Source organism: Enterobacter sp. WI-ESBL-E8, assembly GCF_053364895.1.
The window spans coordinates 2,974,563-2,988,815 of record NZ_JBRWXJ010000001.1 but is presented as its reverse complement, the minus strand read 5'-3'; the positions used below and the strand labels follow the sequence as shown (position 1 = coordinate 2,988,815).

Genomic DNA, 14,253 nt, shown 5'->3' with positions numbered 1-14,253 from the left:
AACGCTTAGCCTAAAGGAATGATATCGCCTTGCCAACCCCGTCTGCTGAGCGTACCGGTCAACAGCAGCTCGCCTTTATCCGCCCGGACGATCAGCTGGCCTCTTTCATCCCATAGCGCGCTGCCGCCGCAGGCATTCGCCATTAACACCGCAATGGCATATTTATGCGCGAAGCGCTGCAGGGAGCTGATGGACTGCCGCCAGCGGTGATCCCCCACAGACTGACAGCTGGTAACAAGCGTAGCCCTGGGATCGAGAAGGGGAGAATCGGCGTGTGCATCAATGATAGTAAGCTGTTTATCTCCCGGCATCAGGCTTGCACCGCTACCCTGCGGGTAGCGCAAAATGCTCTGGCGAGAGGGTGAAAACAGGGCGAGGCCTTTCTGGCGCTGGCCATTCCGCTCAAGGGGGAGCCCGGCAATAACCGTAATCCGGTAAAAATGGGCCGCGTCAAGCAGAGGTTCCAGCTGCGCGTCGCCGGGTGGGGGAGGTAACGTCAGCGTACCTGACCCCGTTAACGAGAGTTCAGGGAAGACCAGCAAATCGCACCGCTGCCGTGCTGCTTCAGCAATGAAGCGGAGGTGGTGCTTAACGTGTTCATCAACACTCTGGTGCTGCCCGCCATACTGGGCTGCCGCTATATTCCAATGTGACATCGTGACTTCCTTATACACTGAGTCGCAGAGATTTAAGAATACACCTAATTTTATCAGGGCTTTCTTATCCTGGCAGATTCCGCGTAAGGAAGTGTAACGACTCGTTAAGCTTATTTAACTTTAGGCTCGTACGGCAAACGAGAGAGGTTGACCGAGGCGAGACGGTGGGCGATTAACCTTTCGCGAAACCAGTCGCGCAGATGGGCGGGTTGTTCACGTTCTACCACTTCAGCCACGATGGGCATGTTGTAACGCTCTTTAAAAGCGACGCCAGCGGCAGCGAGATCGACATTCACTTTATCCATCTCGTCCTGAGGAAGGGCGGCCAGATTGATCTTCATTACCTTCTCCTTATTATGCGGCGGCAACGTTACCGCGATTGCACGACGATGACAAGCGGAGGTGGGATGATCCTCGACTCGTTTATTATACAGCGTTATTCTTTAGCATACAGACATAACAAAAAGGAATGATTGCGATGTGTTTCTCCGCTTCCCGCGCGGTATGCGCACTGGTTTTTCTGTCCTCTACTCTCGTTACGCCCTCCGCGCTGGCGCATGCGCACCTTAAGCAGCAGATCCCGGCAGCTGACAGCCTGGTAGCCGCACCGCAGGCGCTAACGCTGAATTTTTCTGAAGGTATCGAACCTGGGTTCAGCGGCGTGGTGGTAACGGATGCGCAAAAGCAGGTCATCAGGACGGGTACCGCTACGCGAGATGAAAAGAACAAGGCTCAGCTCACCGTGCCGCTGGAGCAAACGCTGACGTCCGGGACCTACCAGGTCGACTGGCATGTGGTCTCCGTAGACGGCCATAAAACCACAGGCAGCTATCACTTTAGCGTGAAATAGCATGCTGGCGCTGTTTTATATCGGGTTGCGCTTTATCCATTTCACGGCGCTGATGCTGGTTTTTGGCAATGCGCTTTACAGCGTCTGGTTTGCGCCTTCCTCTCTCCACCGCCTGATGTCCCGGCGTTTCCAGCGGCAGCAGAAAGTGGCGTCCTTACTCTGCCTGGCGTCTGCACTCCTGATGTTTATGCTGCAGGGCGGATTGATGGGGAGCGGATGGGGCGATGTGTTTGCCCCGGCGGTCTGGCGCAGCGTGATGCCCACACAGTTTGGCGGCGTCTGGCTGTGGCAAATTATACTTGCGGCGATTACGGTCAGCGCGGCATGGCTCGCACCGCTGAAAGGCTCACGGTTGCTATTGCTCGCAATGGGCCAGCTTATCCTGCTCGCTGGGGTAGGGCACGCGGCGATGAACGAAGGCCCGTTAGGGGCTTTGCAGCGTGTTAATCACGCTATTCATCTGCTGTGTGCCGCAATCTGGCTTGGTGGCTTACTGCCGCTGCTGTTCTGCATGCGGCTGGCGAAAGGTGACTGGCAGAATGCTGCCATCTATACCATGATGCGCTTCTCGCGCGTGGGCCATTACGCCGTCGCAGGCGTGCTGCTCACCGGCGTTGTTAATTCGCTATTGATACTGGGCGTTCATATTCCCTGGCAGGCTGGCTACGTGCAGTTTTTGTTGTTCAAATGTGCGCTGGTGGCGTTGATGGTGGTAATTGCGCTGGCAAATCGGTATTTTCTGGTGCCACGGTTTCGTCCGGAGACCGGGCGAGCACAACAGATTTTTATCAGGATGACACAGGCAGAAGTGGTTCTGGGGGCACTGGTGCTGGCAGCGGTCAGCCTGTTCGCCACCTGGGAACCCTTCTGACAAGGTTAAATATCATATGAAAAAGACAGTACTTTCTCTCGTATTGCTGGCCTGCACGGGTAGCGCTATTGCCGCACCGCAGGTTATCACCGTCAGCCGTTTTGAAGTGGGTAAGGACAAATGGGCGTTCAATCGCGAAGAGGTGATGCTGACCTGCCGTCCGGGCCATGCGCTGTACGCGATCAACCCGAGCACGCTGGTGCAATACCCGTTAAATGATATTGCTGAGCAGCAGGTAGCCAGCGGCAAGAGCAGCGGCCAGCCGATTAGCATGATTCAGATCGATGACCCGGTTCATCCGGGGCAGAAAATGAGTCTGGCGCCGTTTATCGAGCGTGCCGACAAGCTCTGCTAACATTCAGGTTTCCAATAAAAAACCGCAGATGCTTGCGAAAGCACTGCGGTTTTTTACATTTAATGATGCTCTGGCGCTTTTTTTCCGACCGCTTTAACTGTGGACTGGAAAACCTGGCGTCGTCATCTATTCTTAAAAGGCAAGGCGACTTAGCCTGCATTAATGCCAACTTTTAGCGCACGGCTCTCTCCCAAGAGCCATTTCCCTGGACCGAATACAGGAATCGTATTCGGTCTCTTTTTATCTGTATGAAAGTAAACGCGAAATCCCAACGCTATCTTTCCCATACAGCGCGCACATCCTGTACGTCTTGCTAAAACATAACACAACACAGCATGCGTAAGTCCAGCCCTTTTTGCCTGTTTTGTTAAATTTTTGTGTGCAGTTAGCAAAAGCAGGCGCCGCGCTTAAAAGCGGGATTTCACGGACGCCTCAATTTCATCAAGCAGTTCAAAGCGACGGCGGTATTCGGCACGCTTTTTACTGGCAATGTCTTCAAGGGATTTGCGTTCCATCTGCAAGGGGAGTCGCCAGCTGAAGGTTGAGTGTTTTTGACCGTCGATAGAGGCCCAAAATTCGTCGTAGCTTGCATGAAAATGACGGCCTTTACTCAGACGATAACGCAGCGCACGGAAAATGTGGCCTTCATCGCTGACCGCATAAATAGCTTTGATGCCGGAAAGCGTAGCCAACTGGAAAAGCACTTCCATCAGCACGCGCTTCGGGAAAAGGCCATGGCAGGCGCGGGTTGCCTGTTTGATCACATCACGGGATACGCTGCGGCGTGGACCCTGAAGACCGCCAATCACCAGCACATATTCTCCGTTTTCACGGGCAACGCAAAAGGTCACGCTCGCAAGCAGAGTATTTTCGTTATCACGCAACCAGAGCGTACACTCCCCCTCACGCTCTGCTTTGCTGGCGTTCATGGCATTGACGTTATAGCTCACGCCATCTTTGGCATGAAACTCAACAATGGATTGCTCTTGCGGTCCGGTTAAAGCGGCGATTAGCCCGGCATCTTTCAGGGAGTCAATCCATTGATAATGGCTGATGATGGCATCGGCCCGTGCGTTGGCGTTCATACCCCGCATCAGATACTGGCGATGTGTTTTGCTCGGCAGGGTGATTTGCGAGGCCAGCAACTGGTCGAAATCGTTACGGCGAGCCAGTGCATCGAGCATGCGATGCGTTGAAGACCAGAACAGCAGTGAGCGTAACAGAAATTTGAGACGGTATTCGCGTTTTTGCCAGATAGGGCCTGGAACGAGTTTACCTTTCACCAGTTCGGAAATGATATGGGTACGATGCGAATGTGGGGCATCGTCTTGCAGGCGCGTATTTGACACGGGAAAACCTCAAAGTTTATGCAATGCATAGTTTAGGGGGCATGCAAAAGTGGATTAATACTGGTGAAATATTTATTTATCCTTAGTTTACTGTTTGTTTAGCTTTGTGAAAAGCGCTCCTGTGGAGCGTATCTAAGCGTATGCCATCTGCAACTATACTCCCTGAGGGAGGTTCTATGTATCAGCGAATCGAATGTGGGAAGTGGCGTCACGTCTGGGTTGTCAGCGATATACATGGCTGTTATCAGTGGCTTATGGATGAGCTTAAACGCCGTCACTTTAACCCGTATGAGGACTTACTCATTTCTGTAGGCGATATGATCGATCGTGGCCCTGACAGCGTGAAATGCCTGCAGTTAATGAATGAAAAATGGTTTCGCGCCGTACGCGGTAACCACGAGCAAATGGCTCTCGACAGTCTGGATAATAACGATTTTGCGCTCTGGACGATGAATGGTGGAATGTGGTTTGCACAACTTGAACGCGACCAAAAACAGCTCGCGCTGGGGTTGCTAAATGCCTGCCGCAGTTTACCGCATATTATAGAGATAACCTGTGCTAACGGTCTGAATGTAATAGCCCATGCCGATTATCCGGCAGCCGAATATTGCTGGCAAAAACCGGTCAGCGCCCATCGCGTTTTATGGGACCGCGAAAGGTTAATGGGGTTTATGGTAGGTAAAGGGCAGGGCATCAGCGGCGCGGATCATTTCTGGTTTGGTCATACGCCCGTCGACAGACGGTATGATTTTGATAATCTCCACTACATTGATACGGGGGCTGTTTTCGACGGCTACTTTACGCTGGCGCAGCTTCAGTAATAAATAACCCGCCTTCGGGCGGGTTCTTTTTAGGTCAGGCAAGGCGCATGACCCAGGCATCGGTTTTGCTATCGTAATGCTCACGGTAAAGGACAGAATGTTCGCCATCAAGTATTGCCGGGACGCTGGTATCCGCATCCCATGCATCGAGCTGCATGCACAAATCCGGGTCGGATTTGCAGGGAATACTTAACGTTCGATCGCCTTGTGCTTCGCCGCGCAATTCTGCGTCGTCGATCTCAAAAGCGCCAATACGCACGCTGGTTTTCGTCATAGTGCTCTCCGGGTCGGTTGTCAAAATCTGGTATGACCAGTGCGATCACCCATTTTTGATCGTAGACAAGGAGAGCAAAATCGCCAGTAAAAAAATGCGCTTTTTTTCAGGCCGTGCGATCGTTACCGGTAAACAGCCGGCCATCCCGAACCAGCTCGCGCGGATAGCTGTTTTTGAGGCGGGAGCCGACTTTTTTTGCCAGTCCCAGCGGATATCCCTGATACGTCACCACCACTTCATCGCCTGACGGCGTGCTTTCAGGATAGACATCGCGACCGCGATACCACTCTTCTGCTTCCTGATGCGTCAGGACAAAGGTATTCTCGTGCCCGGCAAGCGCGATGACGGCCTCGTGCTGCCAGCGATAGCCTTTATTATGGACCTCCGCAAGGCGGATCCCGATGCGGGAGAAGCGAACTTTGCCAATAAGCGGCTCAATATTTGCCGGGAACAGCCAAATCTCCTTATCTCGCTGCCAGAGATGGAGCGTTTCATCCCAGCTAAGTCCGGCTTTACCCGCGGCAAGAGTGACCTGCCCGGCGTCACGGCCTTTTAGCGGCGCGAACGGGAAATTGCCGACCTTGAATTTAGGGGCTGGCAGGGGAGCAACCGACTGCGTTTTGCGCAGACGCGCCACAAAGAACCCTTCGCAGTCGTAAATTTGCGGGAACACATGGAGGAAACCTTCTGGTGTGACGGCTTCACGCGCTGAGGCAAACAGATCGTTAAGCGGCAGGAACTCGACTGCATCCGGATACTGCGCTTTCAGCCACAGACAGACGTCTTCGTTTTCATCGCGGTTGAGGGTGCACGTTGAATAAACCAGCGTGCCACTGGGGCGCAGGGCATGAAAGGCACTCTCGATCAGCTCTCGCTGCGTGGCGGCGATCTCAAGATTGCTTTCCACAGACCAGTTTTTCAACGCATCGGGATCTTTACGCACCACCCCTTCGCCGGAGCAGGGGGCGTCCAGCAAAATGGCATCAAAGGCTTCCGGTAAGGCAGCGCCAAACACGCGTCCATCGAAGTGCGTCAGGGCGACGTTATGAATGCCGCAGCGGCTGATGTTGGCATGCAGCACTTTCACGCGGCTGGCGGAAAACTCGTTGGCGAGGATCGCCCCGCGGTTACCCATCCGGGCGGCAATTTGCGTGGTTTTCGAGCCGGGCGCCGCCGCGACGTCCATCACCCGTTCGGGCGCATTACCCTCCGCGAACAGAGCGGCAACCGGGAGCATTGAGCTGGCTTCCTGAATATAGAACAGACCGCTCAGATGTTCAGCGGTACTGCCCAGCGGCACGGCGTCTTCATCATCGCGTTCGATCCAGAACCCCTCAGCACACCACGGGACTGGCGTCAGCTGCCAGCCGTATGGCGCGACAAGCGTCAGAAAATCTTCGACGCTGATTTTCAGCGTGTTGACGCGAATACTCCGGCGCAGCGGGCGCTGGCAGGCGGCAATAAAATCGTCTAACGACAGGTGAGAGGGAAGCGCCTCGCGCATCTGCGCCAGGAATTGTTCAGGAAGAAATACGGAGTTTTGAGCCACGGGCACACCACAGGGAAAAGTTCAGGTGCGCAGTGTAACATAAAGGCTCCGGCGCGTTGACACCGGAGCCTTTCAGATTAACGCGGCAGGGCCGTTCCCCATTCACGCCACTCTTTCGGTTCACTTTCGAGCAGCAGGAAGTGTTTACCCGACTGCGCTTTCGGCGCCAGCGGCGTTCCCGGCGGTGTGGCAAACGCGATACCGCCGCGAATGAACTGGTTGAAGGTGCCGGTTTTCACCACGCCTCCCGTCAGGCCGAAGTCCAGCGAATAGCCGGATGCCAGCCAGAATACCGAGTTATTACGGACCAGGTGCTGGTACCGTTCACTGATACGCAGTGCCACCATCACGCGGTCAGAGAGCGTACCGAGCGTCAGGCCCGTGACCGTACCCACCTCAATGCCGCGGAACAGTACCGGCGTGCCGATGTTCAGCGAGCCCGCTTCCGGCACTTCCACGACGATGCTCAGGCCGCCAAGGTAGCGCGAGTCGGTGATCGTCGCTTCCTGCAGCTCAAAATCACGGCGGGCATTGCCCTGGCCGGGCTCAACGTTGATGTACGGCTGCAGGATGGTGTCGAGATGCTCAACGCCCGCGGCCGAAATCTGCGGCGTGACCACCGAGAAGCGCGAACCCGAACGGGCGAAGGTCTGCACATATTCCGGGTAAAGCACCGCGGTGGCCTGGACCTCGTTACGCGCCGTGATCAGCGTCAGCTTCTGGATCTGGCCGATATCAATGCCCAGATAACGGATTGGCATGCCCTCCGCCAGCTTGCCGGCATCAAACGCGTGCAGGGTAATTTGCCCGCCAACCGCACGCGCGGCGGTTTCGGAAGGGAAGAGAATGCGTTTATCGCCTTTGCGCAGATTCGCCCCCGCACCGCTGAGGTTATCGAAGCTAATCGCCCCGCGCAGCGCGCGTGAGAGCGGGGAGGCCTGCACGGTCAGCCCGTTGCCGTTAAGCTGAACTTTCGCGCCGCCCTCGGCCCAGAAGACGCTGTTTGGCGTCAGCAGCTTGCGGTACTCCGGCTTGATATGCAGTTCAATATCAAACGCGTCCGCACGGGGGCGCACGGTGATGACTTCCCCGACTTCAAACTTGCGATACAGCACCACGGAGCCTGCCTGCACGTCCGGCAGCGTCTCGGCGCTTAACGTCAGCGTGGTAGTAGGGAGATCGCTCAGGCTGTTTTCAATCGCTTTCTCCAGGTTGGCATACAGCGGGTAGCTTTCGCGCACGGGGCCTTTATTGCCCGGCAAAATACGGATACCGCCGTTAACCCATTCGCTGGCGCTGGCCCCGAGGAACTCCACGCCGTCCAGACCTACCTTCACGTCGACGCGGCTGTTCACCACGAATTTACTGTCTCCGTGCACCAGGTCGCTGTATTGCGGATCGATGGCGACAGAGAAGCTCACTCCGTTCGCGGAGAGCGTACGCTCCAGCACCTGTCCGACCTGCACGCCGTGTAAAATCACCGGCTGGCCGGCTTCGATACCGTAGCTTTCTGGTGCATTCAGCGTGACGGTTACCACACCCGGCTTTTGCAGCAGGGCTTTATCCGCCGGGGCAATCACGAAGCTATTGCTGGGTTGACCATCGCCGGGGATCAGCTCAAACGTATTGCCGGTCAGCAGGGTGCTGAGGCTGGCATCGTTCAGGGAGAGCTTTGGACTGCGCATTTCGATGCGCGTCTTTTCGCGCAGGAGATCGACCACGCTTGGATCGACCGTCATCTCGCCGGTGACCGAGCCGCCCGGGTTGAGCGTCATTTTGGTGAGCTGGCCAACCTGCAACCCCTGGTACATCAGCGGCGTTGAACCTGCTTTTAGTCCCTTAGCATCGGGCAGGGCGAGTTTGACGATCACGCCGCGCTGGCTGTGCGCCAGGTCAGCGTACAGTCCGAACGTGTCATCGGCCGTGGCAGGGCTTGAGTTTTCCGGGGAATCAAAGGCAATGGCGCCATTCACCAGTGCGGCAAGGCTCTCCAGCTTCACCTTCGCTCCGCTCAGGCTGAGGTCTGCGTCCACGCCGGACACGTTCCAGAAGCGGCTGCCTTTTTTCACCAGGTTAGTGAAGCGACGCTCGATCAGAACATCAATGGTGACGCCCTGTTTATTCGGGTTGATCGCGTAGTCGTACACGCGGCCAACCGGGATTTTACGGAAATAGACCAGAGAGCCACTGTTCAGAGAACCGAGATCCGGCGCCTGGAGATGGATCATCAAATCGCCGTTATTGAGACGGTATTTGGGCTGTGTATCCAGCGCCACAAAGTGATCCTGAGGCTCACCTTTACCCGGCATCATGCCGATATAGTTACCGCCCACGAGCGCATCCAGCCCGGACACGCCGGCCAGAGAAGCCTTCGGCGTCACCAGCCAGAACTGCGTTTCGCTGCGCAGGGCATCCTGCATGTCAGATTTAATACTGACCCGCACCTGTATCTTGTTCAGCCCTTTTCCAAGGGAGATGTCCTGAACCGTACCGACCTCAACCCCCTGGAAGCGAACGGGGGTTCGCCCGGCAACAATGCCGTCAGCGGTCTGAAAATCAATCGTGACCGTACTTCCGCGATCTTCATAGCTCGTCCAGATAAGCCAGCCTGCAATCATCAGCGCGATGACGGGCAGCAACCAGAATGGCGAAATGCGGCGTTTTGTTTTAATTCTCGCTTCAGTCGGCGAAGCGGGGGTTTCCTGACTCATGTGCATCCCAAAGTAAGCGGCTATCCAGCCATTCCACAGCAAGAATAGTCAATATCACCGCAGAGCCGAAATAAAAAGCCGCGGGTCCCATTGTAAAAGCAAGTAACTGGTCGCGATTGATTAGCGACATCATCAGCGAAATCACAAACAGATCTAACATTGACCAGCGGCCAATCCAGGTGACGAATCGCAGAAGCAGAATACGGGTACGTAAGCCTTGTTCACACTTAAAGTGAATGCTGATAAGCAGGGTAATCATCACCACGACTTTGGTAAAGGGAACCAGGATACTGGCAATAAAGACTATCGCAGCCACCCCAACATTGCTGTGCGCAAGGGAGATAATGCCCGAAAGGATAGTATCCTCCTGACGCCCGCCATTCACGTAAATAATGGAAATAGGCAGCATGTTGGCCGGGATCAGAAACACCAGGGAGGCGATCAGCGCGGCCCAGCATTTTTGCAGGCTGTTGTTGCGCCGCAGCCTTAATGGAATGTGGCACCGCGGGCAGCGTCCACGCGCGTCGGGCAACCCGGTATAATGGCATCCCAGACAAACGCGGAGATTTTCATCAGGACGCGTGGCGGGGCGCTGAGGATAAAATCGCTCCCAGAGCTGCTCAACGTTCAGATGTATCAGCGTCAGGATGCTCAGCAATACCAGACAGATGAAGGCAAAGAGCCCGATGCCGGGCTGCAAGAATGCATAGTCCTGCACCTTTATCGACGCAACGCCCACGCCCACCAGATAAATATCCAGCATCACCCACTCTTTGAGTTTATCCAGCATCAGCAGCACCGGGCGAAGATTCATGCCAAGAATATTGCCAAACCAAAGATAGGCAATGGCGGCGACCAGTACCAGCGGCGCGCCGACGGTGCAGAACAGCACCATGGCAGCGGTGATGGGATCGCCCTGACGGGTCATCTGCCAGATACCCTGCAGCACGTTGGCGTCAATACGTACGCCAAGCAGGTAGAGCTTCAGCAGCGGCTCGCTCCAGGCGAAGGGCATCAGCAGCAGCATGGTGACGGCCATCGCGGCAAGGCGAGTTAACGACCAGTCGCGGCCGTCACGAATTTTGGCGTCGCAGCGGGGACAAAAGGCACTTTGGTGCGATTTCATCTTCGGCAACATAAAAAGCGTATCGCACTGGGGGCAACGCTGATAATGTGCACGGGGCAAAGCTTCGCTTACCGTATGGACAGTTATCTTTCTTGTCGGCGTAATTTTGGTTGTTTTTAAGGCCATCAGCTGCGCACAAATAAGTATTGTTGAAAGTTATAATAACTCATGAATGGATTCATCTTGAGCATGAGCGCATTTAATGCTTATTTTAATAGGCTATGCGGTAATTTTGTAAGACAACTAAGTGATTGAATAATGAACAAAACAGAATTCTACGCGGATTTGAACCGCGATTTTAAGGCATTGATGGCGGGCGAGACCAGCTTCTTAGCCACTCTGGCAAATACTAGCGCATTGCTGTTTGAACGTCTCTCTGACGTGAACTGGGCCGGCTTTTACCTCCTCGAAGGTGAAACGCTGGTACTGGGGCCGTTCCAGGGCAAGCTGGCCTGCGTGCGCATTCCGGTAGGACGTGGCGTCTGCGGCACGGCTGTGGCCGAAAATCAGGTACAGCGTGTGGAAGACGTTCATGCGTTTGACGGGCACATTGCCTGTGATGCCGCCAGTAATTCTGAAATCGTTCTGCCGCTGGTGGTAAAAAATCAGATTATTGGCGTTCTGGATATCGACAGTACGGTCTTCAGTCGCTTTACAACCGAGGACGAACAGGGGCTGCGCGAGCTGGTAGCGAATCTCGAAAACGTACTCTCTGCAACCGATTATCAAAAATTCTTTGCGAGCGTCGCAGGATAATCAACGGATAACGTAGCATTTACTGATAGCGTCATTATAATGACGCCTGTTCATGCCTGCGCTTGTTGGCAACGTCCGTTGTAATCAGGAAATTTCATGGAAAATCAACCTAAGTTGAATAGCAGTAAAGAAGTTATCGCATTTCTGGCCGAGCGTTTCCCGCAGTGCTTCAGCGCGGAAGGTGAAGCTCGTCCCCTGAAAGTCGGTATTTTTCAGGATCTGGTGGCGCGCGTTGAGGGGGAAATGAACCTCAGCAAAACTCAGCTGCGTTCCGCCTTACGTCTTTATACTTCGAGCTGGCGTTACCTGTACGGTATCAAAGCGGGCGCGACGCGTGTGGATCTCGACGGCAACCCTTGTGGTGAGCTGGACGAGCAGCACGTTGAGCACGCGCGTAAACAGCTGGAAGAAGCCAAAGCACGCGTTCAGGCACAACGTGCAGAGCAGCAAGCGAAAAAACGCGAAGCCGCAGCGGCAAACGGCCAGGAAGAAGCGCCTCGTCGCGAGCGTAAGCCACGTCCTGCGCCGCGTCGTCACGAGAATAACGATCGCAAACCGCGTGCTGACAAACCAGCAGCTAAAGCCCCGCGCGCCCCTCGTGAAGAGCCGCGCCATACTCCGGTTTCAGACATTAACGCCCTGAGCGTTGGTCAGGCGCTGAAGGTAAAAGCGGGTAACAATGCTATGGACGCCACCGTACTGGAAATCACCAAAGATGGCGTTCGTGTACAGCTGACTTCTGGTATGTCAATGATTGTACGCGCAGAACACTTGTTGTTCTGAAACGGAGGCCAAGCCTGGCATGAACACTTTTTTTAAGCTCACCGCGCTGGCGGGCCTGTTTGCCATAACAGGTCATGCTTTTGCAGTGGACGATATCACCCGTGTTGATCAAATTCCTGTACTCAAGGAAGAGACGCAACACGCGACGGTGAGCGAGCGCGTGACCTCACGTTTCACCCGTTCGCACTATCGTCAGTTCGATCTCGATCAGGCCTTTTCGGCCAAAATCTTTGACCGCTATCTGAACTTGCTGGATTACAGCCATAACGTTTTGCTCGCCAGCGATGTCGAGCAGTTCGCTAAGCGCAAATCCGAGGTGGGTGACGAGTTGCGTTCAGGCAAGCTGGATCTGTTTTACGATCTCTACAACCTTTCGCAAAAGCGCCGCTTTGAACGCTATCAGTATGCGCTGAAAGTGCTGGAACGTCCGATGGACTTTACCGGTACCGACACCTTTAATCTGGACCGCAGTAAAGCACCCTGGCCGAAAGATGAAGCCGAGTTGAATGCGCTGTGGGACAGCAAAGTTAAATACGACGAACTGAGCCTTAAGCTGACCGGCAAAGATGAAAAAGAGATCCGTGACACGCTGACGCGTCGTTACAAATTTGCCATTCGTCGTCTGGCGCAGACAAACAGTGAGGATGTCTTCTCGCTGGCCATGACTGCCTTTGCTCACGAAATCGATCCGCATACCAACTATCTCTCTCCGCGCAACACCGAACAGTTTAATACCGAAATGAGCCTGTCTCTGGAAGGTATCGGCGCGGTGCTGCAGATGGACGATGATTACACGGTGATCAATTCAATGGTCGCGGGTGGCCCGGCATCCAAAAGCAAAGCGATTAGCGTAGGCGATCGTATTGTGGGTGTAGGACAAACCGGCCAGAACATGGTCGACGTGATTGGCTGGCGTCTTGATGACGTGGTTGCGCTGATCAAAGGCCCGAAAGGCAGCAAGGTTCGCCTCGAAGTTCTGCCTGCTGGCAAAGGTACCAAAACTCGTATCGTTACCCTGACCCGCGAGCGTATCCGTCTGGAAGACCGCGCGGTGAAAATGTCGGTGAAAACCGTGGGTAAAGAGAAGGTGGGCGTCCTGGACATTCCTGGCTTCTACGTCGGCCTGACAGACGATGTGAAAGTACAGTTGCAGAAGCTTGAAAAGCAGAACGTCAGCAGCGTTATCATCGACCTGCGCAGTAACGGTGGCGGTGCGCTGACGGAAGCGGTTTCACTCTCTGGCCTGTTTATTCCATCTGGACCGGTGGTTCAGGTGCGCGATAACAACGGTAAAGTACGTGAAGATGCCGACAACGACGGTGTGGTCTACTATAAAGGCCCGCTGGTGGTCCTGGTTGACCGCTTCAGCGCCTCCGCGTCTGAAATCTTTGCCGCTGCCATGCAGGACTATGGTCGTGCGCTGATCGTCGGTGAGCCAACCTTCGGCAAAGGTACTGTTCAGCAGTATCGCTCTCTGAACCGTATTTACGACCAGATGCTGCGTCCGGAATGGCCTGCACTGGGCTCGGTTCAGTACACCATACAGAAATTCTACCGCGTGAACGGCGGCAGTACGCAGCGTAAGGGCGTCACGCCGGATATCATGATGCCGACAGGCACGGAAGAGACTGAAACCGGCGAGAAGTTTGAAGATAACGCGTTACCGTGGGACAGCATCAATGCCGCGACGTACGTGAAGGCGGGCGACATGACGCAGTTTGGTCCTGAACTGCTGAAGTCACATAACGACCGCATCGCGAAAGATCCGGAATTCCAGTACATCATGAAGGACATTGCTCGCTTCAATGCCCTGAAAGATAAGCGGAATATTGTTTCTCTGAACTACGCTCAGCGAGAGAAAGAGAACAACGAAGACGATGCAACGCGTCTGGCGCGTATCAACGATCGCTTTAAGCGTGAAGGGAAGCCTCTGCTCAAGAAACTGGACGATCTGCCTAAAGATTACCAGGAGCCCGATCCGTATCTGGACGAGACGGTGCATATCGCCCTCGACCTGGCGAATCTGGAAAAAGATAAGCCTGCCGTACAGCCCGCTCCGGCAAAATAACCTCCCAACAGGCACAAGAAATTGTGCCTGTTTCTTTTTGTTCTGCATCCTTCCGTCAGCCTGATTTCCAATTGTGTAAAGTTG

14 protein-coding genes are annotated in these 14,253 nt (G+C 54.6%); 7 read left to right on the top strand and 7 right to left on the bottom strand.

Going from position 1 to position 14,253, the window contains the following annotated elements; all coding sequences use genetic code 11:
* Positions 1-5: 5 nt before the first annotated feature.
* Both ACWHWP_RS14230 and ACWHWP_RS14225 read right to left on the bottom strand, forming a co-directional pair.
* Positions 6-656, bottom strand: coding sequence for a carbon-nitrogen hydrolase family protein (locus ACWHWP_RS14230; protein WP_059312752.1), 651 nt, complete (start codon positions 654-656; stop codon positions 6-8).
* A gap of 110 nt (positions 657-766) precedes the next feature.
* Entirely contained in the window at positions 767-997 is a 231-nt protein-coding gene (locus ACWHWP_RS14225) for a DNA polymerase III subunit theta (protein ID WP_013096102.1), read from the bottom strand.
* Positions 998-1,134: 137 nt separating this feature from the next.
* Between ACWHWP_RS14225 and yobA the strand changes: the two genes are divergently transcribed.
* From yobA to ACWHWP_RS14210, 3 genes are read left to right on the top strand one after another with little or no spacing between them, the layout of a single operon-like run.
* On the top strand, positions 1,135-1,506 hold the full coding sequence (gene yobA / locus ACWHWP_RS14220) for a CopC domain-containing protein YobA (RefSeq protein WP_447855869.1): 372 nt from the start codon (positions 1,135-1,137) through the stop codon (positions 1,504-1,506).
* Between the two features lies 1 nt (position 1,507).
* Positions 1,508-2,377: a copper homeostasis membrane protein CopD gene (gene copD, locus ACWHWP_RS14215; protein WP_447855868.1), complete on the top strand. Its 870-nt coding sequence runs from the start codon at positions 1,508-1,510 to the stop codon at positions 2,375-2,377.
* Between the two features lie 16 nt (positions 2,378-2,393).
* A complete protein-coding gene (locus tag ACWHWP_RS14210) occupies positions 2,394-2,732 on the top strand; it encodes a YebY family protein (RefSeq protein ID WP_447855867.1) in 339 nt (112 codons plus the stop codon).
* 407 nt (positions 2,733-3,139) lie between these two features.
* On the opposite strand, the gene ACWHWP_RS14205 is transcribed toward ACWHWP_RS14210, so the two are convergent.
* Positions 3,140-4,081, bottom strand: coding sequence for a VirK/YbjX family protein (locus ACWHWP_RS14205; protein ID WP_063430677.1), 942 nt, complete (start codon positions 4,079-4,081; stop codon positions 3,140-3,142).
* Between the two features lie 176 nt (positions 4,082-4,257).
* Between ACWHWP_RS14205 and pphA the strand changes: the two genes are divergently transcribed.
* Entirely contained in the window at positions 4,258-4,902 is a 645-nt protein-coding gene (gene pphA, locus ACWHWP_RS14200) for a protein-serine/threonine phosphatase (protein ID WP_063957562.1), read from the top strand.
* 34 nt (positions 4,903-4,936) lie between these two features.
* Here pphA and ACWHWP_RS14195 read toward each other — a convergent pair whose 3' ends face one another.
* From ACWHWP_RS14195 to yebS, 4 genes are all read right to left on the bottom strand, one after another.
* A complete protein-coding gene (locus tag ACWHWP_RS14195) occupies positions 4,937-5,176 on the bottom strand; it encodes a YebV family protein (RefSeq protein WP_008500472.1) in 240 nt (79 codons plus the stop codon).
* A 106-nt stretch (positions 5,177-5,282) separates the two neighbouring features.
* On the bottom strand, positions 5,283-6,725 hold the full coding sequence (rsmF, locus tag ACWHWP_RS14190) for a 16S rRNA (cytosine(1407)-C(5))-methyltransferase RsmF (RefSeq protein WP_447855865.1): 1,443 nt from the start codon (positions 6,723-6,725) through the stop codon (positions 5,283-5,285).
* Positions 6,726-6,802: 77 nt separating this feature from the next.
* On the bottom strand, positions 6,803-9,436 hold the full coding sequence (locus ACWHWP_RS14185) for a PqiB family protein (RefSeq protein WP_063430671.1): 2,634 nt from the start codon (positions 9,434-9,436) through the stop codon (positions 6,803-6,805).
* Positions 9,405-10,688 carry a membrane integrity lipid transport subunit YebS gene (gene yebS, locus ACWHWP_RS14180; protein WP_059312759.1) on the bottom strand — a complete coding sequence of 428 codons (1,284 nt, stop codon included), beginning with the start codon at positions 10,686-10,688 and terminating at the stop codon, positions 9,405-9,407. The genes ACWHWP_RS14185 and yebS overlap by 32 nt, the downstream gene beginning before the upstream one ends.
* Before the next feature lie 132 nt (positions 10,689-10,820).
* Here yebS and ACWHWP_RS14175 point away from each other — a divergent pair, with 132 nt between their 5' ends.
* The 3 genes from ACWHWP_RS14175 (at position 10,821) to prc (ending at position 14,169) form a co-directional block, all read left to right on the top strand.
* Positions 10,821-11,318 (top strand): GAF domain-containing protein, encoded by a 498-nt coding sequence (locus ACWHWP_RS14175; protein WP_047345851.1) that lies wholly within the window; start codon positions 10,821-10,823, stop codon positions 11,316-11,318.
* A gap of 96 nt (positions 11,319-11,414) precedes the next feature.
* Positions 11,415-12,101 carry an RNA chaperone ProQ gene (gene proQ / locus ACWHWP_RS14170; protein WP_047345850.1) on the top strand — a complete coding sequence of 229 codons (687 nt, stop codon included), beginning with the start codon at positions 11,415-11,417 and terminating at the stop codon, positions 12,099-12,101.
* Positions 12,102-12,120: 19 nt separating this feature from the next.
* The gene (prc, locus tag ACWHWP_RS14165; protein WP_059312760.1) at positions 12,121-14,169 is read left to right on the top strand and encodes a carboxy terminal-processing peptidase; all 2,049 of its coding nucleotides are present in this window, start codon (positions 12,121-12,123) and stop codon (positions 14,167-14,169) included.
* The last annotated feature ends 84 nt before the right edge of the window (positions 14,170-14,253 follow it).